Source organism: Haloferula helveola, assembly GCF_037076345.1.
Classification (GTDB): domain Bacteria; phylum Verrucomicrobiota; class Verrucomicrobiia; order Verrucomicrobiales; family Akkermansiaceae; genus Haloferula; species Haloferula helveola.
The window spans coordinates 2,587,971-2,610,845 of the sequence record NZ_AP024702.1; the positions used below are offsets into that span (position 1 = coordinate 2,587,971).

Annotated in this window: 11 protein-coding genes; 6 read left to right on the forward strand and 5 right to left on the reverse strand. The window is 63.1% G+C overall.

Annotated features, from left to right (window positions below; genetic code table 11):
- The first annotated feature begins 136 nt into the window (after positions 1–136).
- The 5 genes from HAHE_RS09490 (at position 137) to HAHE_RS09510 (ending at position 13,557) form a co-directional block, all read left to right on the forward strand.
- Entirely contained in the window at positions 137–760 is a 624-nt protein-coding gene (locus tag HAHE_RS09490; protein WP_338690501.1) for a sigma-70 family RNA polymerase sigma factor, read from the forward strand.
- Positions 753–2,105: a hypothetical protein gene (locus HAHE_RS09495; protein WP_338690503.1), complete on the forward strand. Its 1,353-nt coding sequence runs from the start codon at positions 753–755 to the stop codon at positions 2,103–2,105. The genes HAHE_RS09490 and HAHE_RS09495 overlap by 8 nt, the downstream gene beginning before the upstream one ends.
- Positions 2,106–2,325: 220 nt before the next feature.
- The gene (locus tag HAHE_RS09500; RefSeq protein ID WP_338690505.1) at positions 2,326–6,696 is read left to right on the forward strand and encodes a hypothetical protein; all 4,371 of its coding nucleotides are present in this window, start codon (positions 2,326–2,328) and stop codon (positions 6,694–6,696) included.
- Positions 6,697–6,764: 68 nt separating this feature from the next.
- Complete coding sequence (locus HAHE_RS09505) at positions 6,765–13,046, forward strand: FG-GAP-like repeat-containing protein (protein ID WP_338690506.1); 6,282 nt, start codon at positions 6,765–6,767, stop codon at positions 13,044–13,046.
- 73 nt (positions 13,047–13,119) lie between these two features.
- On the forward strand, positions 13,120–13,557 hold the full coding sequence (locus HAHE_RS09510; RefSeq protein WP_338690508.1) for a DNA starvation/stationary phase protection protein: 438 nt from the start codon (positions 13,120–13,122) through the stop codon (positions 13,555–13,557).
- Positions 13,558–13,618: 61 nt separating this feature from the next.
- On the opposite strand, the gene HAHE_RS09515 is transcribed toward HAHE_RS09510, so the two are convergent.
- The 4 genes from HAHE_RS09515 to HAHE_RS09530 all read right to left on the reverse strand — a co-directional run bounded on the left by HAHE_RS09515 (position 13,619) and on the right by HAHE_RS09530 (position 21,289).
- Positions 13,619–14,152, reverse strand: coding sequence for a hypothetical protein (locus HAHE_RS09515; RefSeq protein ID WP_338690510.1), 534 nt, complete (start codon positions 14,150–14,152; stop codon positions 13,619–13,621).
- Positions 14,152–15,624, reverse strand: coding sequence for a DUF1501 domain-containing protein (locus HAHE_RS09520; RefSeq protein ID WP_338690511.1), 1,473 nt, complete (start codon positions 15,622–15,624; stop codon positions 14,152–14,154). Before HAHE_RS09520 ends, HAHE_RS09515 begins: the two co-directional genes overlap by 1 nt.
- Before the next feature lie 90 nt (positions 15,625–15,714).
- Positions 15,715–20,643, reverse strand: a complete 4,929-nt coding sequence (locus HAHE_RS09525) for a DUF1800 family protein (protein ID WP_338690512.1) — start codon at positions 20,641–20,643, stop codon at positions 15,715–15,717.
- Between the two features lie 37 nt (positions 20,644–20,680).
- Complete coding sequence (locus HAHE_RS09530) at positions 20,681–21,289, reverse strand: PEP-CTERM sorting domain-containing protein (RefSeq protein ID WP_338690513.1); 609 nt, start codon at positions 21,287–21,289, stop codon at positions 20,681–20,683.
- A gap of 164 nt (positions 21,290–21,453) precedes the next feature.
- Here HAHE_RS09530 and HAHE_RS09535 point away from each other — a divergent pair, with 164 nt between their 5' ends.
- Positions 21,454–22,335, forward strand: a complete 882-nt coding sequence (locus HAHE_RS09535; protein ID WP_338690515.1) for a universal stress protein — start codon at positions 21,454–21,456, stop codon at positions 22,333–22,335.
- Between the two features lie 11 nt (positions 22,336–22,346).
- Here HAHE_RS09535 and HAHE_RS09540 read toward each other — a convergent pair whose 3' ends face one another.
- Positions 22,347–22,634 (reverse strand): hypothetical protein, encoded by a 288-nt coding sequence (locus HAHE_RS09540; RefSeq protein ID WP_338690517.1) that lies wholly within the window; start codon positions 22,632–22,634, stop codon positions 22,347–22,349.
- Positions 22,635–22,875 lie beyond the last annotated feature (241 nt).

Sequence of the window (22,875 nt, forward strand, 5' to 3'; positions counted from 1 at the left end):
GGCGATGCTATCCAGCTGTCCCGCCACCCGGGAAGCGCCATTCGAGTCGATCAGTCCAGCTCGGCTCCCCGGCGGGCGAAGAAACTGGCGCAATTCTGGGCTGACATGGCCTGAAGGTCCGCTAGGCTTTCTCAACATGGCCCTTTCTTCCGAATGGTCAGGGAATGCCCTCCCTCTGGTCTCTCCGCTGCCGGTCTCAGCACCGGAACGGGAGATCGTTTCGGCAAGAGCGGAGCGGGCATCGCGCTTTTCCCAGCATCTGCTCGCGTGCCGGTCGTCGTTGAGGGCCTACCTGATGACCATCGTCAAAGGTCGCGAAGCGGTCGAAGACTGCCTCCAGGAAACGGCCTTGGTCGTGTGGGAGAAGTTCGATCCCAACTGGAATGAGGAGGACTTCCGTCGGTTCTCGTTCCGCTGCGCCCGCTACAAGGCACTCAACTGGATCAAGAAGCACGAATCCCGCGGCATGGTTTTCATGGACCCGGAAGTGGCCCGCCGTGTCTGCGAGCGGGTGGAAAGCCTGAGTATTCAGGAACGGAGGTCGGACGGCCGGGTGGAGGCGATCGAGGCGTGCATCGAGGGCATGCCCCAACGCCAGCGGGCGCTTCTGGATGCCCGCTACGCCTCAAGCGGGTGTGAGGATCTGGCGCGGTTTGCCGATGAAACCGGGACTACGATGGCGGCGCTTTACAAGCAGTTGGAGCGCCTGCGGACCGCGCTCCGGAAGTGCGTCCAGACCAGGCTCGGGCAGCATGAATGAGCTGATTCCGGGCGAGCAGGAACCGGAACTGCGGCGCTTGGTGGACGGACTGCTGGACGACACGCTGAGCCCCGGTGACCGGGAACGCCTTGAGGAGCGCCTCCGTCGCGACAAGTCAGCCGTCGACTACTGCGCTGAACGCCTTCGTTTCCATGTCGAGCTTGAGGAGGCCTGCGATCCGGTGCGCCTGGAACTCAGCCAGCACCGACACCTTCTGATCGAGGGTCGTGGAGAAGGTCGCCGAGTGGTGATCGGGGAAACCCATGTGGCGCGCTTGGGCAACCGCCACTCCGAGATGGTGCTGCCGCTTGAGCAGTCCGAATCGAAACGTTCGGCACGTCGCGGTCCCGCACTCGGTATCGCGCTGGCGGTCGGTTTCGCGGCGGTGATCGCGCTGCTGCTCCTGAAGCCATGGGAGCACGCCCGAACCATCGTCATGCAGTCCGGGGGACCGGACGGACCGCTTTGGGTACGCAAGCCTTCGGGTCCGGACGAAATGCGCTTCTGGATGCGCAACATGGTGTGGAATCACCATTACTCCATCGAGGAAATCGAGGCTGCGACCGGCATGGCCGGGGATGAGATCCGCAGCACCCTTTCGTCGCTGGAAATCTTCGAAGCCAATGCCCCGGAACGCTGGTCTGGTCTGAGAATTGCGCCCTATCCCGGCGGACGCCACCCGAGGACCGGTTACAAGGCGGCGGCGATCAACCCGCAACGGGAAACGAAGGTGAGCGTGTTCGCGCCTTGGGATCGGAGGAGCTACGCGGTTGTCGATCTCCCGGAGGCGCTCCACGATCCGGGCGGATACTACTACCTCGCCCATACCGATGTGCCGACGGTGTGGACGAAGATGAATGTCCACCTCAAGCCGCTCGAGTGGACCCGCGATCCGGACGGAAGCCTGTCTTATCGCCGCGAGCTTCCCAACAAGCTCGCCTTCGGCGCGAAGGTGCGCGTCGAGGATGAGGCCGTTCGAATGAGTCTCAGCGTGACCAACGGAACTCTTGAGAAAATCTCCAAGCTCCGCGGGCAGGTGTGCGTCCTGCTGGCACGCCTGGATGGATTCAACGGGCAGACGAATGCCAACAAGGTGACCAAGAACGGCTATGTGGCGTGCCACGACGAAAGCCGCAAACGTTGGATCATCACCGCTTGGGAGCCGACGGATCGCTTCAACGCCATCCAACATTGTCCCTGCATGCACGCCGATCCCGGTTTCCCCGACATCGCTCCGGGGGAAACGGTATCGGTGACGGGCTGGCTGTCATTTTTCGAGGGCGAGGACCTCGATGCCGAACTCGCCCGAATCGAGGAGACGGGCTGGCGAGGCACGTCGAACTGACCGGAAAATCAGGGCTTCGGAGCTATGTGGTTAAGATGGCCATATCATCGATCGTGGCCTGTCTGAGGCCGATCCCTGAGGCGCTCGGTCCACATACGAAACATTTCTTGTCAGGAATGGGGGTTTCGGGAGATGACTTGTTATAGGTGGAGTCGCCTTGCCATGTCGCAGACGTGCCGGTGAATCGCCCAAACCGTCGTCAAACCCGAACCCAAAACCCATGAAACCTCGAATCCTTGCCCTCGCGGCAACCGGGGCGCTGGCGCCCGTCGCGCCCGCGCAAACCATCCTCTTCGCGGACAATTTCAACGTCGCGAATACCACCAACTTCGACGCCGCACCGCTGACCGGCCGCCGGTCGGGACTCGGCGCGGCCGACATCCGGCTCCGTTCCTGGGGCTTCCAACAGGATATCAACAACCAGCAGCTCTATCTGCCGGCCGGTGGCAATAACGGAGTGCGTTTCGAGGCCGAGCCGGGCCCGTTTGGCGGCGGCAACCGCTATGACTGGGGCGCAGGAGCGATCGGCGCTCTGATTCTCGACAACTCGAACTTCGTCGTCAGCTTCGATTGGACACCGCCGAACAACACGACGAGCGATTGGGTCTCGTTCCAGGTCGGGACGGTGAACGCGGACAGCGCAAACTTGACCAATGATGACTTCGGGATCCTGTTCCGGGGGAATGGCGCTACGCAGTACTTTCCGGGAGGGAATGTGGGAGGCACGTTGACCCCGGCCCCTGCCGGCGGAGTGACCCGGCATGTGGAAATCACCTACATCACCGACTCCTTCGCGACTGGCCAGAGTGTCCGGGCCATCATGGAAGTGGATGGGCAGGTGCTGGTCGACGACACGCGTCTGTGGGAAGACGGCCCGTCCGGTTCGATGTACATGGAACTGGGCACTAACTTCGGTGGCCACTTTGTCGACAACCTCACCGTCTGGCGTCGGGATCCGGTTTCCATCGATGACACCGCCTTCGATTCGGGAGATCCGATCGGCACGCCCGTCGGCACACTGACCGGTGCGATCGGCGGACTGGAGGGGCCGACGACGTTCGCTTTGGTCGCGGGTGCCGGCGACACCGACAACGGCCTGTTCCAGATTTCCGGCAACGAGCTCCAGGTGAATTCCGATTTCACCGGCGCCAACTCGGTCGACGGCCAGCAGTTCTTTGTCCGTGTGCAGGGCACCGACAACGGCTCGCTCGATACCGCCGAGGTCGAACTGGTGCTCACGGTGACGAAGGATGACGACCTCGACGGCATCCCGGATCCATTCGAACTGGCCGAGCGCGGCAACATCACCGACCTGAACGGTCTCGGTGCGGGGCCCGGACCGGGCGCGACCTCCGGGGACTTCGACGGCGACGGATTGCTCGACATCGACGAGTACAACCTGATCGTCTCGACCTACCCATTCCTCGACATTTCGGTCGATGACTCGGACGCCGACACCTTGCTCGACGGTGCCGAGGTCGCTGGCGCGGGCTCGCGGCCGCCGACCAATCCGACCTTGGCCGATACCGATGCCGACGGCCTCGATGACGATGTGGAGACCAACACCGACACCTTCGTCAGCGCCTCCGATACCGGATCCGATCCGACCCTTCCGGATTCCGACTCGGACGGCTTGGGTGATCTCTTCGAGACCAACAACAATCCGCCCTACGATCCGAATGTCGACAACTCGGCGGACGATTTCGACAGCGATGGCCTCGACGTGACGGCCGAGCTTGCAGCGGGAACCGACGTGCTGCTCGACGATACCGATTCGGACAATCTCATCGATGGGGACGAGGTGAACGGCCTCCAGAACCCCTATCAGATCGGCGCTGTCGCGGGTGACGCTCCGACCGTCGCGCCCGGCGCTCCGACCAATCCGCTCGTCGCGGATAGCGATGGCGACGGGATCGATGACGACGAGGAAGTCGTCGCCGGTGCCGACACTTTCATCACCAATCCGAATCTCGCCGATACCGACGGCGACGGAGCTTCGGATGGCGACGAGGTCGGCTGGGGTGGTCCCTACAGCCCGGTCGTCGACAACTCGGCCGATGGCGATACCGATGGCGACACGCTGACCTTCGCCGAGGAGGTCGCTGCCGGGACCAACCCGACCTTGGCGGATACGGACTCGGACAATCTCGATGACCTCGAAGAGCTGTTCCCGACCGGCTTCCGCCCGCCGACCAATCCGCTGCTCGCGGACACCGACCTCGACGGTCTCAACGACGATATCGAGAGCAACACGCTCACTTACGTCGACCCGTCCGATACCGGCACGAATCCGACCGACCCCGACACGGACGACGACGGCGCTCGCGATTCCTACGAGGTTGTGCAGGGGACCGACCCCTTCGATCCGGTCTCGTTCCCGGCCATCGTCGGTGCGGGTGTCTCGGTGCAGAAGCTGCTTTCCGAGGAACTCTCGGGCATCAGCCCCACCAAGACCTACACCCACGCCATCGCCGGTAGCGAACCGGCGACGGTCAACGGCGTGGTCTTCGATGTCCTCGACCCGGGTCTAACACCGCCCAACTTCAATTGGGATACTGAGACGTATCAGCGGAGCCAGATCGACAACAACAATGGCGGTTGGGTGCCGAACGTCACCGGTAGCGGGCTTCTCGACCTCTTCGACAGCTTCACTTACAGCGGTAATGGCAACGTCGCGAACGCCGCGCAGCATTTCACCCTGAGCGGCCTGACCCCGGGTGAGGACTACATTTTCCGCTTCTACATCCGGGCGTGGGATACGGCGGGCTCCGGCCGTCCGATTGACCTGACCCTCACGAACGGGGCTCAGGTCGTGACGCCTTATCAAGCGCTGCCGGAGGACCGCCCGGGAATCGTCCTGGGCACCGGTGACAATCAGGATGCCTACTACCTTGAGTTCGCCTACCAGGCACAGGGCACCGAACTTGTCATCGACACGGCAATCCATGAGTCCGCGCAGGGAACGACCGGCAGCTTCCACATGTATGGCCTGACCAACGAAGTCGCGGGAGACGAAGTCTATGCCATCGGAGCGGTTGGCGATACCTTCGTTTCCGGAGACCCGGTCGGCACCGTGGTTGCCGACCTTTCCGGCTACTTCGACGCGGTGCCCGACCCGGGCTCCACATTCGCTCTAGTGGCCGGTGCCGGCGATACCGACAACGGACTGTTCCAGGTCGTCGGCAGCCAGCTTCAGGTCAATGCCGACTTCACCGGCGGGGCTTCCGTCGAAGGCCAGCAGTTCTTCGTCCGCGTGCAGGGCACCGATGGCGTGGGAATGACTGAGACGTCCGACCTCGAACTGGTCCTCACGGTCAGCAAGGACGATGACCTCGACGACCTTCCGGACGACTGGGAGATTTCGTTCGCGGGCAATATCACGACCCTTGGTCCTGATCCGGCGGACTTCGACTCGGACGGTCTTTCGGACTTCGAGGAATATGAGCTCAGCCAGTCGACCTACCCGCTCATCGACCCGATGGACGATGACTCGGACAACGACGGCCTTCTCGATGGAGAGGAAGTCTTCCCGACCGGATCGCGGCCGGCAACCGACCCGACTTTGGCGGATACGGACGACGACGGTCTCACCGACCTTCAGGAAACCAATACCGGCACCTTCGTCGATGGCAACGACACCGGCAGTGATCCGACCCAGGTGGATACCGATGGCGATCTGGTCGAGGACGGGGTCGAAGTGAACAACGGATCCGACCCGAACGACATCAACAGCTTCCTTCCGAGCGCAATCCAGGTTGTCGAGATCACTAGCGATGCGACTTCGGGGCTCGATCCGGGCAAGACCTACACCCACAAGATCTGCGGCGGGGTCGATCCGGTCACGGTCAATGGTGTGGCCTTCGACACCCTGACGAACACCCTGACGCCTCCGAACTTCGACTGGAACACGAACGGCGGATCACGGTCGGTGGTGAACAACAACCTCAATCAGTGGACCCCGGCTACGGTGGGCCTGGATGGAACGGACATGCAGCAGTTGCTGGACTCGTTCACATTCTCGTCGGGCTCGTCGGGATCATTCCAGACCTACACACTGTCCGGTCTGACGATCGGTGAGACTTACGAGCTGCGGCTTTATATCCGCTCATGGGATCCAGCGGTCGAACGCCTGATCAACTTCGTGGTCACCAATGGGGGCGACGTCTTCGATCCGATGGCCCCGATCCCGCTCGATCGACCCGACTTCGTGCTGAACAACGGCGAGCCGATGAGCGCTTATTACATCTCCTACCAATACACCGCCAACGCGACGTCGATCACCCTCGATGCCGAGGTGCCATCATTCGCCACGGGGTCCTACCACATGTATGGGATGACCAACGAGGTCTTCGGCAGCGGAACCGAACTCAAGGTGGTGGACTCCGGCTTCATCGGCTCCGACTTCTTCATCGACGTGAACAGCGGAACCGCCGGGCGCAAGGTGACGTCGTCCGACGACCTCAGCGCACCGTTCACCGATGTTCCGGGTGTGATCGAGGAGAACGATGGCGGTGGCCAGCCCAACCGCTTCCGGATCCCGGCCGCACAGCTCAATGCGGGTCGTGACTTCTTCCGGGTCGAGGATCAATAGCAAGCCACTCCAGGCGCCCGGATCTCCTCGGGGGGATCCGGGCGTTCTTTTCTCAACCCCCCGACGACATGTCTGACCTTCTCAACCGATGGACGGCAGCCACTTGGTTGGCACTCGCGGCGTTTCCCGCTGGCGCCAACCCGGTGTTCCAGGATGTAACCGTCGCGAAGAACCTCGGTGCCTACCGGGCGACTTCCGGCGATCTTCACGGTCCCGGGGGAGTCTTCGCGGACGTCGACAACGACGGATTCGCGGATCTCTACCTCATCCGCCACAACGTTGCCAACGAGCTCTACCTCAATGTGTCCGATGGCTCCGGCGGACGGACCTTCCAACTTCAGGTGAACGCTCTTGGTGCCGGCGACACCGGTGCCGGGACGGGTGCGGTGGCGGCGGACTACGACAACGACGGCGACCTTGATTTGTTCGTCACGAACTGGAACCAGGGCGATGTCCTTTTCCGGAACGAGCTGATCGAAACCGGTTCGCTGGGATTCACGAATGTTACCGCGACGGCGGGAGTTGCCGGCAGCAACTCTTCATCGCTGACCGCGGCGTGGGGAGATCCCGACCGGGACGGTGATCTCGACCTCTACGTCGGCAATCACGACTTCGCCGGGCAGCGCGATTACTACTACCGCAACAACGCCAACGGCACCTTCACCAACATGAGTACCGGCGGGCCGAATGGCACGCCGGGCAGCGTTGCGGGCGCGACGCTCGGCCCGACCGGCTTCGAAAGCTCGACCGGGAGTCCCACGATTCCGGGGCAGACCTACAGCGCCACGAATGCGGTCATCTTCACCGACTTCAACAACGATGGTTGGCCGGATCTGCTGGTCACCAACAAGACCGGGAAGGGCGAGGACAAGGACATGCTCTATCTCAATCTTGGCGACGATGTCGGCGGGACGTGGCAGGGCTTCCAGACCGACACCTACAACCACCCCGAGCTCGTCGCGAACTGGAGCCGCTCGGCGATGGGAGTGAACGTCGGCGACATCGATGGCGATGGCGACTTCGACATCATCATTTCCGACAATCCGAGTTTCGGTTCGACCGGACCGAATGACGTGTTGGTCAATCGCTTGGTTCCCGACGGAACCCTCGGCTTCGACCATCGCAACATGGATGCCGGGCTTTGCTGGGGGGTGCAGATGGAGGACTTCGACAATGACGGCGTGCTTGAAGTCCACTTCACCAACGATCCGCCATCGCTCGCTCCGACCGACGAGGCCCTCTTCGAGTTCAGCGACCCGCTGGACCCGCTGACTTCGAGCATCACCAATGTCGCGGCTTCCGCCGGAGTGCTCAATGCGGGCACCAACGGCAAGGGCAGCATTGTCGCCGACTACAACCGCGACGGCTTGCTCGACCTGATCGTTTGCAATCTCAACAACGACCCGCGCCATCCCTCGAACAACAACGACCCGGCGGCCTTCTTCGAGAACACGACGGCGTCGCCCGGGCGTTACCTGAGTGTCAAGCTGACGGGTGACCCGACCTTGCCTGGTGACTTGCGGAGCTCGCTCGATGCGATCGGCGCGCGGGTCACGGTGGTGGCGGATCTCGACAACGACAGTGTCATCGAGCCGGGCGAAACGATGATGCGCGAGGTGGTCTCCGGAAGCAGCAATGCGGCCAGCACCAGCAGTCTCGATGTCGAGTTCGGCACCGGTCTGGCGACGACCGCGACTGTCGACATCACCTGGCCGGACGGGCGGACGTCGAGTTTGGGAAGCATCGCCACCGGCGCGGTTGGAACGACCGACGGCTTCTACAGCATCAGCCAACAGGTTCTCTTCAGCACCGACACCGATGGTGACGGCATTCCCGACTTTTTCGAGGAAGCCTACACGACTCCACCCTCGATCACTTCGATGCTGCCCGGTGACGATCCCGAGCCGGACGGGCTGACAAACCTCGAGGAGTATCAGAATGCGACCGATCCGACCGTGGCGGACACCGATGGCGACGGACTGACCGACGGTGAGGAGGTCAATGGATTGCTCAACCCGTGGAGCGGGGGAGTGGCCGGTGCGCTGCCGGGTGAGCCGACGGATCCGAACAAATCCGATTCGGATGGCGACACCCTGAGTGACTTTGTCGAAGTCGACGCCGGCAACGGTTCGGTCACGGATCCGAATGCGATCGACTCGGACGGCGACACGCTGCCGGATGATTACGAGGTCGCGAACAGCCTGAATCCCGTGGTGGACGACGCCAATGACGACCCGGACAACGACGGTCCCACGGGCGATCCCTTTACCAACCTCGAGGAGTACCTCGCGGGCACCGACCCGCAGGATCCGGATAGCGACAACGACAACTACAACGATGGTGTGGAAACGCTCACCGGCATCTGGGTGAGCGCGGAGGACACCGGGACCAATCCGCTCGATGCGGACAGCGACAACGACACCCTGCAGGACGGCGACGAAGATCCGGACAGCGGAACCATCGCCGGCGTTCCCTATCGGTCGAATCCGAATCTCTTCAACACCGACGGCGACTGGGCGGGCGATGCCGCCGAGGTCGCGGCGGGTACGGATCCTTCGGATGACCTCGACTTCCCCCCTCCACCTCCCGCGCTTTTCGCCGACAACTTCGATGTCGCGGACTCGGCTTCGTTCGACGCCGCCGATCTGACCGGCAGACGGAGCGGCACACTCGCTTCGGACATCGAGGTTCGTTCGTCGGGCACCCAGCAGACACTGGTCGGCATGCAGGTCCAGCTGAACGGTGGCCGGTTGCGTTTCGAGGTGCCACCGGGTGGCGCGCCGATCGAGAACTTCGACTGGGCGAGCGGCACCGCCGGAGCGGCGATCCTCGCGGCGGGCGCGGTGCAGGTGGAGTTCGACTACATCCCGACGGACGACACATCCACCGACTGGGTTTCGTTCAACGTCGGCTTCCCTGACTTCGCCACCCTCCCCGAGCCGGGAATGCGGGTGAATCATGCCGGCACCGACTTCGGGATCCTTTTCCGCAACAACGGCGGTACCCAGTTCTTCAAGAACGCCGCGGGCACGGCCGGCGGAAACTTCACGCCGGTGCTGACCGCCCGGCACGTCGTCATCACCTATGGAATCCAGTCATTTGCCGATGGCGCGGAGGTACTCGTCGAGGCCTCGGTCGACGGCACACAGGTGGCGGAAGAGACCTTTTCGCTGAGTGGGAACGTCGGTCAATTCGGGATGGAACTCGGAACCAACGAGCCCGGGACCTTGATCGACAACCTGACGATCCTTGCGACCTCGCCACCCCTCGGAAACGACAACGACGCGGACAACCTGCCCGATGATTGGGAGATGGCTCAGGTCGGCAACCTGACCGATCTCAACGGACTCGCGACGGGTCCGGGTCCGGGGGCGGGAAGCGGAAATTTCGATGCCGACTCACTGACCGACCTCGAGGAATACCAGCTGACACAGGGGGCGTATCCCGATCTGGATCCGACGCTGGTCGATACCGATGGCGACACGCTCGAGGACGGCAGTGAGATCCTGGGGGCGGGACTTCGCGATCCCACCGATCCGACTTCGGCCGACACCGATGGAGACGGTCTCAGCGACGGTGTCGAGTCCAACACCGGCATCTTCGTCGATGCTGGAGATACCGGCACCAACCCGCTGCTTTTCGATACCGACTCCGACGGCTTCCGGGATGGTCTCGAGGTCGAAAAGGGCAGCAACCCGCTTGATGCCGAGTTCTTTCCTCCGCCTCCATTCGAACTTGAGTATGCGGTGCTGACGGATGACCTCAGCTCGGGCGTCGATCCGGCAAAGACCTACACCCACGCGGTCAGCGGAGGAGGCGCGGCGACCATCAACGGCGTGTTGTTTGAAGAGCTGACACCCACCGCAAGCCCTGCCGATCTCGCATGGAATGCCCCCGACGGAATGTCGGCCATCGCACCGGTGAACAATGGCGATTGGGTCCCGGCGACCGGCGGAGTCACCGGGCCGGGACTACTCGATCTGTTGGGAGGCTTCAGCTACTCGGGTGGCGGCGGGGGCGGCGGGAGTTTCCAAACGTTCACCTTGAGCGGACTGACGCCCGGAACCGCCTACGATCTGCGTGTCTATCTGAGAATGTGGGACGACAATCCTGCGTCGAGCGGGCGACGCATCGATCTCCAGTTTGAAAACGGGTCGGACGTCGCGACCGTCGACGAGTTCCTCGAGGACCGGCCCGGCTTGATGGCGGGAGGCACCAACAACCACGTCGCCCTGATGCTGAAATTCCGCTACGTGGCCGAGGGTAGCGAACTCGTCTTGCGAGCTGCGGTTCCCGGCGGAGCACCGGCGAACAGCGGCAGCTTCCACCTTTACGGGTTGAGCAACGAACTCATCGAGGCACCGGTCTCGCGATCGATCGCCCATGTTTGGAATGAGGAGAACCTCGCCGCCATCCGGCTCTCGTTCCCGGATCCTCCGGTACACGCGTGGAACCTGTTCCACATTTCCACGGCGATGTACGACGCGTGGGCGGCCTACGATCCGGTAGCGGTGGGCTATCTGCATCGCGAGGATCAGACCGGGGCATCGAACATCACCGCCGCGCGTCATGAAGCGATCAGCTATGCCGCCTACCGGATGATGATCCGGCGCTACTACGAATATCATCATCCGATCACTCCGCAGCGCAACGCGGACACTGTCGAGCGTCACCTGAAGCTGCTGATGGCATCGCTGGGGTACGACCCTGCGAACTCCACCACGGAAGGGAGCAGTCCCGCCGCGGTGGGGAACCGGGTGGCGGAAACGATCATCAACTGGTCGCTCAATGATGGGTCGAACGAGCTGGGCGGCTTCACCGACCCGACCTACACCCCGGTCAATGATCCGCTCGACCTGAGATTCACCGGAACCGTGATGAACGATCCGAACCATTGGCAGCCGCTCGAGTTCGTGCAGCAGGTGACGCAGAACGGCCAGGTCCTCGAGTCGACCATCCAGAGTTTCGTGGGTGCACACTGGGGAGACGTCACGCCGTTCTCCCTTTCGCGTGGAACCGGCCAGTTCGTCTATCTTGATCCGGGAATGCCGCCTCAGCTTGGCGACCCGGCGACGGAGGTAGAGTTCAAGGACGGCAGCGTAACGGTGATCGAGCACAGCAGCTACCTGCACCCCGACGCCGGCGTGATGATCGACATTTCGCCCGCATCGCGGGGCAACAACACGCTGGGGACGAATGATGGCAGCGGTTATGCGGTGAATCCGGTCACGGGTTTGCCCTACGAGCCGAACATCGTGAACCACGCTGACTACGGGCGGGTGGTGGCCGAGTTTTGGGCTGATGGTCCGAGTTCGGAGACACCGCCGGGTCACTGGAACACGCTGGCCAATGAAGTCGTCGAACATCCGGACTTCGAGGCCCGCTTCGGCGGAGCGGGGCCGGTGCTCGATCCGCTGGAGTGGGACGTGAAGATGTATTTTCTCCTGAACGCCTCGGTGCACGACTGCGCGGTCGCTGCATGGGGCTGCAAGCGCTACTATGATTTCGTCCGGCCCATCAGTAGCATCCGCTACATGGGCGGGCTCGGTCAGTCGACCGACTCCGGGCGCGCCTCCTACCATCCCGATGGTCTGCCGCTCGTGCCGGACCTTATCGAGGAGATCACCACCGCTTCGTCCGCTCCCGGCGAGCGCCATGAGCACCTGGCCACGCACTTGGGCAAGATCGCGATCTTCGCGTGGGGCGGCGAGCCGGTCGACAAGGAGAATGACTACACCGGTGCTGAGTGGATTCTCGCCGGCGACTGGCTTCCCTATCAGCGCGACACCTTTGTGACGCCCGCTTTCGCCGGCTATGTCTCTGGGCACAGCACTTTCAGCCGGGCCGCCGCCGAGGTTCTCACGCTATTGACCGGAACGCCTTACTTCCCCGGCGGACTCGGGACTTTCGTGGAGCCGGCGGGTGGTCTGGAGTTCGAGGCCGGACCTTCGACCGACATCGCACTCCAATGGGCGACCTACTACGATGCGTCCGACGAAGCGGGGATCTCGCGAATCTACGGCGGAATTCACGTTCCGGTCGATGACGGACCGGGACGGATCATCGGCTCGCAGTGCGGGATTCTCACATGGAATCTCGGAACCCGCTACTTCGACGGCAGCATCCTCACCGAACCGATGGAGATCGGCGTGACCGTACTGACGGGAGGGGATGTCGAAGTCAGCTGGCAGCAGCGGCGCGGACTGTTCTATCAGCTCGGCCGCAGCGAGGACCTGACGGGCGGATTCGCACCTGTTTTGCCATGGCAGCAGGTCCACGAGGACCGGGGATCGCTGATCGAGACGCCGGCGGGCGTCAGGCGGGCTTTCTTCCAGCTCGAAAGGGAGTGAGCGGATTCGACGAAGGAGTTTCACGAAGGATCGGTGGAAATCCGAACGAGCTGTGCCAAGGTCCGCTGAAACCATGAACCAAGACCTGATTGATTCCCTCCGACTCGTAGTTGCCGATACCTATGCGGTGATCGGGCAGACCCACCTGTGCCACTGGAATGTGCGCGGGCCATCCTTCTTCTCGCTGCACACCGCCTTCGAAACCCAGTACAACGAGCTGTTCGTCGCAGTCGATGAAATCGCCGAGCGGATCCGCGCCAAGGGAGCCTTGGCACCGGGCGGTCTTGCCAAGCTCGCGGAAATGTCGGGGATTCCCGAGATCGGTGAGGATGCCTCGGCCCAGGACATGGTGAAGCATCTGGTCACCGCCAACGAGAAGCTGCTCGCGGATCTGAAGAAGGCACGGGATGCGGCGGGCGAGTGCGGCGATTCGGAGTCGGAAGACCTGATGATCGCTCGCACCCAGGTCCATGAGAAGACGGTTTGGATGTTGAAGAGCTATTTGGAGTGATGCGCGACGTGGACGTCGCCGCGCCCACTCATGGCGCTTGGGAAAGCGCCACTCCGTAAGTTCAGCGGGCGAAGCCGTCGGCGCCGAGCTCGAGATCGTCGTCGGTGAACAGCGTGCGGTCCGGTCCGGCGGACCGCAGCTCGATCGCACGGGCGGCGACCGGGTGGACGAAGAGCGGCGTGTCCCATCGATCGACCAGGCGTCCGTCGTCATCAAAAGCGGGGTGGACGGAAGGTAGGAAGGCTTGCTTGTAGGCATTCTCACCGCGCAAGGCGGCGGCAAGATCCTCGTTTCCTCCGATCGGATACTTCTCCTGATCCTTCACGATTGAAAAGTAGCCACGCACGACCCTGTGCAGCGCCACGAGGTCATCGAGCGGAGTGGAATCCGAACTGCCGTATTCGCGCATGAGACCCTCGCCTGGAAACGGCCCTGTCGGTTCGTCCGGTCGCGGATCCTGACTGCGGGTGTCGACCGCCGGCGTAGAACTTTCCGCAGGATCCGCGGGCCGCAGGCGGTCCCGGATGAGCCATGCCACTCCGATCAGTATGGCTGCCGCGACCGCGACCCATGCGAAACGGCGGGAGCGCATCATCAGGCCACGAATCCGACCGGATTCGTGCTACTGGTGGGATCGTAGAAATTGGTGATGTTCGGAAGCACCAGATCCATGTCGCCGTTGCTGACGCCGAACCAGCGGAGGAGTTCGCAGAAAACCTCGTCGACCGACAGGCGGGGGAACACCCGGCCGCCGCGGCCGATGTCGTCGGGACCGTCGATCGCGACCGATGGATAGTGGCCGAAGATCGACCCGCCGTTGACCGGCTCGCCCAGCACCATTTGATGACCGGCCCACGCGTGGTCGGTTCCCTGACCGTTGGACCGGAGGGTGCGACCGAAGTCAGACGCGGTGAAGGTGATCACGTCTTCACTCAGTCCCAATGTCTCGAGACAGGTGAGGAAGGCGTGGAGCGCTTGGTCGAGGTTCGCGAGCATGCCTGCCTGCGTGTTCAGCAGTTCGCTGTGGTGGTCCCAGCCGCCGTATTCGATGAAGATCGTCTGCCGGTGGAGCTTGAGGTCGTCGCGGATCGCGATGGTCCGGACCGCCGCCTGGAGGTTGCGTCCCAGCGATGAGTTCGGGAATCCCGCCGCGGCGATGGTGGCGTTGACGTCGATGCCATTGACCGTGCCGGGGGCATCGAAGTTCGTTTGGAACTCCTGGCCCCGTGCAATGCTGTTGGAAGTGATGCGTCCGTGCGTCCGCTGGAAGAGGTTGCGGTAGTGCTCCTCGATCGGGCTGTCGACCGTCGAGGCGATCGCCTGGCCCTTGGCGACGTGGGCAGGTGTCGAGCTGCCTGTCCCGGTAAAGGTCAGCGCACCGTTGCTGGTAATCACGAATTGCCCTTCGCTCTCGCCGATCTGGAAGGTCGAGTTGCCTGACAGCGAGAAGTTCATCGGCATATAGTAGCCGCCGGTCTGCTCGGTGTTCAGCGTGGAGTGGATGATGTCCGCCGCCCGTCCGGCCCAACCGGTGAGGACCGGCATTCCTTGAGGCACGGAGGTTTGCCATTGCTCGACCTGGTCACGATGGGAGAAGAGCGCTTTGGGCAAGGCCACGCTCTTGCTGAGGTAGGCGGCTTTGTCCGGGATCGGTTCGACCAGTGTGCCGACATTCGCGAGGAAGCTGAGGCGCCTGCGTGCAGTGTCGCCGTCGAGACCGTTGAACATTTCCGCGATCCGCGGGCAGGACGGGTGGACGCCGTAGCTGCGACCGAGTGAGTCGGTGAAATTGAGCGGGATCAGCTGGTTGCGCGGAATGGCCAGGTTGGAGCGCGACGCCGCATAGTCGTCGTAGGCTCCCGGTTGGTCCATCGGGATCAGGAAATTGAAGGTGTCACACCCTCCACCCAGAAACAGGCAGACGAGAGCCTTGCGCGTGCCGGCGGCTTCGCCATTGGCGGCCGACGCGTGGTTGGCCATCGTCAGGTTGAGAAGTGTCGAGAGGACCGAGGTCGAGCCGATGGCGGCACAGCTGGCTTCTCCGAGAAATTGGCGGCGCGTTTTCATGGAACGGGTGGGTGGTGGACAGCTCGGGGGCGCTTGGCTATCGGGCTTGGAAATTGGAACTTCGAGTTTGGGACTTGGAATTTCAGCGCGTCAGCGCTGCGTGGCTCCTTCGGGTGAGTTGATGGCGGTCCAGAGCGCGACGGCGATCTTGTCCTTCGGTGTGAGTCCGGGTTCGGTGAGGGCGTCGAGGATGGCGCTGCGGGTGCGGGAACTCATGTTACCGGCGCAGATGAGCAGGTTCACCCGGTCGACCAGCGCGTCGTCGTCGTCCGAAACGGGCATCAGGACCGAGTAGTCGGGCGGGAAATCGATGCGGTAGCCCGCGCCGAATCCGTTGTCGATGTAGTCCCAGAGGAGGTTCGGGAACGAGATGGACGAGTACGAGTCGATGATCTGGAAACCGGGACTCACGAGCCCGAGGTTCCGGATCTCGCCCGGTGCCTGGTATTCGGGAGTGAAGAAGTTGAAGACGTTAGGTGCTCCGGTCGGGTCCTGAAAACTGTAGTCGTAGTAGGTGCCGTCCGGATTCCACCAGACAAACTCGGGATGCGCTTCGGTCAGCTTCATCAGCCGACCAAGGTGCATCGTGCGGATCACCGGCTCGCGGACTTTGCCGAAGGTCGGGTCGCCGGTCAGCTCGCGGGCTTCCGGGTCGAGCAGGATCGCCTTGGCAACGTCGCCGAGGTTTCCACTGGAGAAGGTTGCGGAGACACGGCCGACGTAAGCAGGCGAGGGATTCGCGGTGACCAGGAACTGGATCAGCTTCTTCGAGATGAAGGGAGCGGTATTGGGATGGTCGACCAGCGAGTTGACCGCATCCTTCACGTCCTGAAGTCCGTTCTCGGCACTCGGTTCCCGGGCCGGGATGACGAAGCCGTGGAGGAGGGTCTTGGCACCGAAGTCGTGGTAATCGGGATACATCACCATCGGCCGGATGTAGTGCAAGTCGTCCCATCCGCCGCTGCCCCATCCGTAGGGCGAGTCGTAGTAGAGTCCGGTGAACACGCGCGCCAGTTCGGTGATCTGGTCGTTGCCGTAGGTCTCGATCGGTTCGCCACCTCCATCGAGTTTGCGGGTGCCGTCAGGATTCAGTTCCCACAGTCCGATGCTGAACAGCTGCATGATTTCGCGGGCGAAGTTCTCATCGGGAAACCGGGGAATGCTCGGGTCCGCCTTCTGGTTTCCGACGTGGCTGAGATACCAGCCCATCGCAGGGTGCATGGCCACGCCCTGAAGCAGTTCTCCATAGTTTCCAAAGGCATGATCGATGAGCATGTCGTAGTAGTTCGAGATCGCCTCGGGCTTCTGTTCGAGTTGGGCGTCGCGACGTGAAACAACGAGAATTTCGGAGAGGGCGAATGCCATCCGCTGGCGCAGCTGGTCGGGACCGTCGATCGCGTGGCGCGCCCAGGGGGTCGTGACGTTGTTGCCGGTGACGAACTCGCTGCCGGTGTTGTAGTCATAGAGCGGATCAAGCCTGCCGTTCCGGGCGTCGCGCTTGATCTGTTGGATGTAGGGTTGGAGTTTCGACGGCGGCATCGCCAGCTGCTCGTCGATCCAGGCTTCGTATCCGATCTCGCGGACATGCTCGATGTCTTCGGGCGTGGGTCCGAAGGTGGCCTGCATCAGGAAGCGTGCCGCTTGCGTCGGTGACGGCTGGCTGGCTCCGCCGGCGGACCCGGGGTAGCTGCCGGTGGAGAGCCTTTCGATCAGTGTTTTGGCATCCCCGGAGAGTGGAGGCTGACCGTCACGTTCGGCGGACTGGGCGGACGAATTCGCGTCGGTCGGGGAGCTGAACAGCACCTCGAGCTCGATCCAGTCCTCGACCCCGTCGAGGTCGCTGTCCATCGGCAGCACCGAAGTACGATAGAAGCCGTGGTTAGACGTGAAGGCGTTGGGGATTTCGATGCTCAGGCGTCCGTTGGCGGATGTCGCGCCCGGCAGCCCGGTGGCCGGATCCCAGCTGCCGAGGGCATCGGAGTATTCGATGGTGTGCGCCTTGCCCGGGATATCCGGCCAATCGAGCGTGAGGTTGCTGCCATTGGCGATCACCTTCAGATCAAGCTTCGAGTTCGGGTCGTCGGGGTCGGTACCGGCTTCGGCTTCCTCGGCATTGGTCATGCCGTCGCCGTCGTCATCGGCCAGTGCGACGCGCGGTGTGCCGCCTGCCCAGAGCAGCCAGGCATCGGACAGTCCGTCGCCATCGAGATCATCCGGGTTACCGCTGAAGTTGTACCAGACGGGAGTCGAGTCGCTCGAAGTCGGTGAGAATCCCTGACGGATCTCCTCACCGTCACTGACGCCGTCTCCATCGGTGTCGGGATCGTTGGGATCGGTTCCAGCGAGGCACTCGTCGCGGTTGATGACCCCGTCGCCGTCGGGATCCAGGGTCGCGTCAGCCGGGTCGGTCGCATTCAGTCCGTAAGTGCCTTCCCACGAGTCGGGCATGCCGTCGCTGTCCGTGTCAGCAGGCCCCAGCGGATCGCGGGTGATGTAGGCTTCGACGCCGGGTTCGGTCGTGAGGCTCGGAACGTTCGCAACACCGTCGTTGTTGGTCCACGGCGCGGTGCCATCGAGCAGTCGGGCGTCGGCCGCGACGGCATTGGTCCACTCGCGGGTGGCGATCAGCACCGGATTGCCGGGGTCCGCGGTCTGGTAGAGATTGAAGGTGAGGGTCCAGAGGTTGGTGGCGGCGTCGGGCTGGTGGGCGGTGAACTCGAATCGCAGCGGATACGAGTCGTCAGCGCTTCCATATCCACTGAGCCCCAGCTCCGCCTTCCTGTCGTTTGCCGCCGACGTCGATCCGGTGTTGTAGAAGCTGCCGCCTGTGTTCCCGTCCGGATGGAAGACATTGTTGATGCACCGGAAGCGGTGGGTCACGACACCGTCCTGATAGTAGAGACCCATCGCGAGCGATGTGGACCAACCGCCGTCGTCGAGCTCGGTCACCAACTCGAACATCGTGCCGCGCCGGGCCGCGAGAAGGGACTGGGGATGGTTCCAGCGGAGGGTGATGTCATCGACTTGCCAGTGCCACGTTCGGGTCGCGGCGGTCCACACGGGAACCGGAGGGGGAACGCTGGTCGGATCACCCGGGTCACTGCCGGCGGCCAGTTCGACCGGGTCGTCATGTCCGTCGGCATCGGAATCTGCGAGCAGCGGATTTGACGGGAAGGGGTCGCCGTTGACCTCGATGCCATCGGCAAGACCGTCGCCGTCGGAATCGCCGTCCAACGGATCGGTGGTCGTTTCCTCACCATCCGACAGTCCGTCGTCATCGCTGTCCGGATCATGGGGATCCGTTCCGGCAGCCAGTTCGCCGGCATTGTCGAGGCCGTCACCATCGGCATCCGCGGTGGCGTCGTTGGTGGAAGGGTCAAGGCCGGCTTCCAGCTCTTCGGCGTCCGACATGCCGTCGCCATCGCTGTCGGAGGATGTGTCGACGATCTGGATCGCGTGGACGCCGACACGGTCGGCATCAAGCTGCTCGACGATCACCGTCTGGCTGGAGCCGCTGAGCCCACGGAACCGCACGCAATTGGCAAGATCGATGTCCGGTTCGGTGGTGGCGGTGGCTTCATTCCACCCGCGGAAGGGCGGCGAGCTGTCGGAAAGGAAGTAGCGTCGACTCGCCGGGTCGCCGGAGAGCTCGGCGTAACCGCGGTGGTAGAGGTACTGGTCGCCCAGATAGACGATGATGTCGTAGTTCGCGAACGGGATGCTGCCAAGGGTCAGCGTGACCGGTTGCATTCCTCCCGCCTGGCTGTCGGTCTGGACCATGCCCGACAATAGACGGGAGTTACCAGGGCCGGTGTGAAAGCCGACGCCCGCCACGTCGTAGGACCAATCGAGCGCGACGCCGGTGGCTGTGCCGCTGCCGTCCGCCAGTGCGCTCATTGACCCGATCAGCGGATCGTCGCTGGGAGCCCAGTGCGGTAGCCGGGCGGTCGGATTCCAGTGGGTCGCCGGAATCAACCCGGCCGTCTCCCAAGGCCCCATCGGGACCGAGTTCGGCCGTTCGGAAACGAATTGGACGCCGATGCTCCCTGTGAAAACGAAGGGAGTGGAGCCGGAGGCCGTCGGATCGCTGCCCGCTTCGACCTCGTAGCCATCGGGAAAGCCGTCGCTGTCCGTATCCAAGAGGATCGGGCTGGTGAGAACTTCGTCGCCGTCCTCCAGCCCGTCGCCATCGCTGTCCGGATCCAGCGGGTCGGTGGCCGTCTCCTCATTGTCGAACAGCCCGTCGTTGTCGCTGTCAGGGTCGGTCGGGTTGGTGCCGAGGTTGAACTCGTCGAGCGCGCCCAAGCCGTCGCCATCCAGATCGTTGGTCACGTCGGCCGGATTGCTGTCGTCCAGCCCGTAGGTCTCCTCGAACCACAGCGGCATTCCGTCGCCATCGCCATCGGCAAGCGCGTCGGGGTCCGCCTCGAGCATCAGGTAGTCGAACTGGATATACCCACCGGTAGCTCCGCCAGTGCGCTCGACTTCCAGGACATTGTCCTCCGCCTGGGCGGCCACCGAAGCGGCGGGCACCTGAATGATGAGAGTCTTGTTGAAGTGAATGCCGGTCCAGCTGCCGAGCGGCTGGCCGTTCAGGGATACGGAAACGTCGTGGGTCTGGAAGCCGGGCTCCGAGGCCCCGGTCCATGCGCCACCGCCGAAGAGATCGATCGTGACCGTCAGCAGCGAATCGGTCCCGCGTTCGGCGGGGCCGAGCGGAAAGTGGAAGCGTTGCCGAGGGTCGCCCTGCGTCACCGCCCGCTCGACATTGATCACGTCCTCATGGGTCGCGAGCACGCCGATCGGGGCGGCGTAGGTGCCGGCGAAGTAGTAGTCGTCATCCTTGGCGGTCGCGGACCCGGGCGGGACATTCGGGCCGAAGCTTTCCTGACGGAAAGGCGACGTCTGATTGTCGTCGGATCCGAGAACCCAGACGATTGTCGAGGATGGAGTGGCGGCTTGAGCGCTGGGGGCCGCCCAGAGGACCGCGATGCTGAGCAATCGCAGGCTGCGGGACATGCCCGCACAAATATTTCAAAAAAATCTTAAGGACAAACTAATCTTTTCTTCGTCTGAATGAAAACAGGGCCGCTCCGAGGGCCAACAGCCCCACGGATGGCTCCGGGACTGCCTGAATGTTGTCGACCCGGAGCGTCCGGAGCCCGGTTTCACCCCGGAAGCTGTCGGTGGTGCTGTGAAGGATCCGGATTTCAGTGACGTTCCCCAAAGTCGCGGCGGCATCGCTGCCCCCGACATCGATCAGGCTGCCGGGTGTCAGGTCGAAGCTGGCCGACGTCCACGTGCTGAACCTTCCGAGCTCCTGAGCTGGGGTGACGAACCAGCCGCCGGGGCCGTTGACCGCGACCCGGATGTAGGAACTGATCGATGACTGGTTGCGCAGGTCCATCGTCAGGGCGTGGATGCCGGCCCCCAGATAGTCGCCGGCCCAATCGACTTCATTGTAGGCGATCAACCGGCTTCCCGGGCCGCTTCCCGGACTGGAGGTGATCTGGAGAGACGAGTCGCCGGTGCCAGTCGGTCCGGTGTTGAAGGTGATCACCGGCGGGCTCGGGTTCTGCGCGCCGCTGGTCCAATTCGTCGGGCTGTCGAAAGTCTCAAGCTGGAAGAGCACCACGGCATGGGCGGTCGATAGGGCGCCGGCCATGCTAGCGATCGCGATGTACATACCTCTCACCCGGTCAGCATGGGGCCGTGCGACGGACGTTGCCAAGCCCCGGTCGCCTGAGTTGCGGATGGAGTGAACTCGAGGTCGGCCGAACAGCTTTCCGGCTTTTCCGCTGACCAATTCTGGCCGAGGGTTAGGCAACCATGAACACCGCCCCCGCACTTGTCGTTGGAATCGACTTTTCCGCTCCCTCAGCCGCGCTGCTCCGCCACGCTGCCCATATTGCCAAGGCCGCGGGCTCTCCGGTGTTCGCGGTCTACGTGCTCGACGCCGGCATCCTCGCCCGGCGGGCGGCAAGCGGGGCCGCCAATCCGGAGACCGAGTTGCTTCTGGATCAGGCTCGCACCAAACTTCAGGAATTTGTGGATCGAGAGCTGCCCGATTCCAACGTCGTGGCGGAGGTCCGGAGCGGACGCCCCGCCGATGAACTCAACCTTGCAGTTGAGGAGCATCAGGCATCGACGCTGGTCATCGCGGCCAACGACCTGACCAAGAAGCGGCTGGGTTCGATCGCGGCCCGCTGCGTGAGGACCTCGCCGTGTGACGTGCTCGTCATGCGCGATTGGCAGGACGCGAAGTTCTCCAAGCTGATCGTCTGCATGGATTTCGCTCCCGCGGCCTCCCGCGCTCTCGCCCGGGGCGTGGAATTGGCCAAGGCCGATGGTGCCGAGCTTGAAGTGGTGCATGTCATGTATCCGCCTTCCGATGATTTCTGGGATGACATCCTCGACGACGACGAGTCGACCACGACCTACGCGGAGACTTGCAAGGAGGAGATCGACCAGCAGATGTCAGCGGTCCTCGCTCCGTTCGCGGATGATCTGGCCGGTATTTCCCACCGCACGGTCGTCATCGAGTCCAAGGTGCCCTCAGTCGCGCTGACCCATCATATCCAGGACGGCAAGGCTGACTTGGTATTGCTCGGAACCCATGGCCGATCGAAACTCGCGAGCCTTTTCCTCGGAACCAATGCCGAGCGCCTGCTGCACGATTCCAGCGTTTCCGTGATGGCTGTGCGCGACTGACCGGTGATGGCTTACAGCTTGCTCTCGACTGCCATCCGCCACTCGGCCGACTTCAGGTCGGGGCCGTGTCCGTCGGAGGAAATGCCGAGATTCCGGTCGATCGCCATCGCCCATTCGTCCGAGCCGACATCGGGTCCGTGCCCTTGTCCGTCGCCGACCGGCCGCTGCTCCTCGACCCATGCCGCCCATGCATTCCATTCGGACGGAGCCGGCTCCATCGAGGCCGTGGTTTGGGCCGGCGGGACGACCGGGTCGCAGGCAGTCAGACCGAAAACTCCAAGAAGGATGAGCCACTTCATGCCTTCACGCTAGAGGAAGGATGGACGGCGAGGCGAGGAAGAAGGGGGCGCGAGGCTTCGCGCTTCGGGGTCCGTACTTGTGAACCACAACTCAAGCTGTGACGATCACAGGAGCCCGGTCTACCCTCTGTTGCAAACTCAGCTGTCCATCCTCGCGTCGTTGATCGGCCCCGCTGTCTTGGTCGTAGGGGGCGTCGGATCGGCGGCAACAATGGAGTATGCACCAGCCCCCCTCGACAAC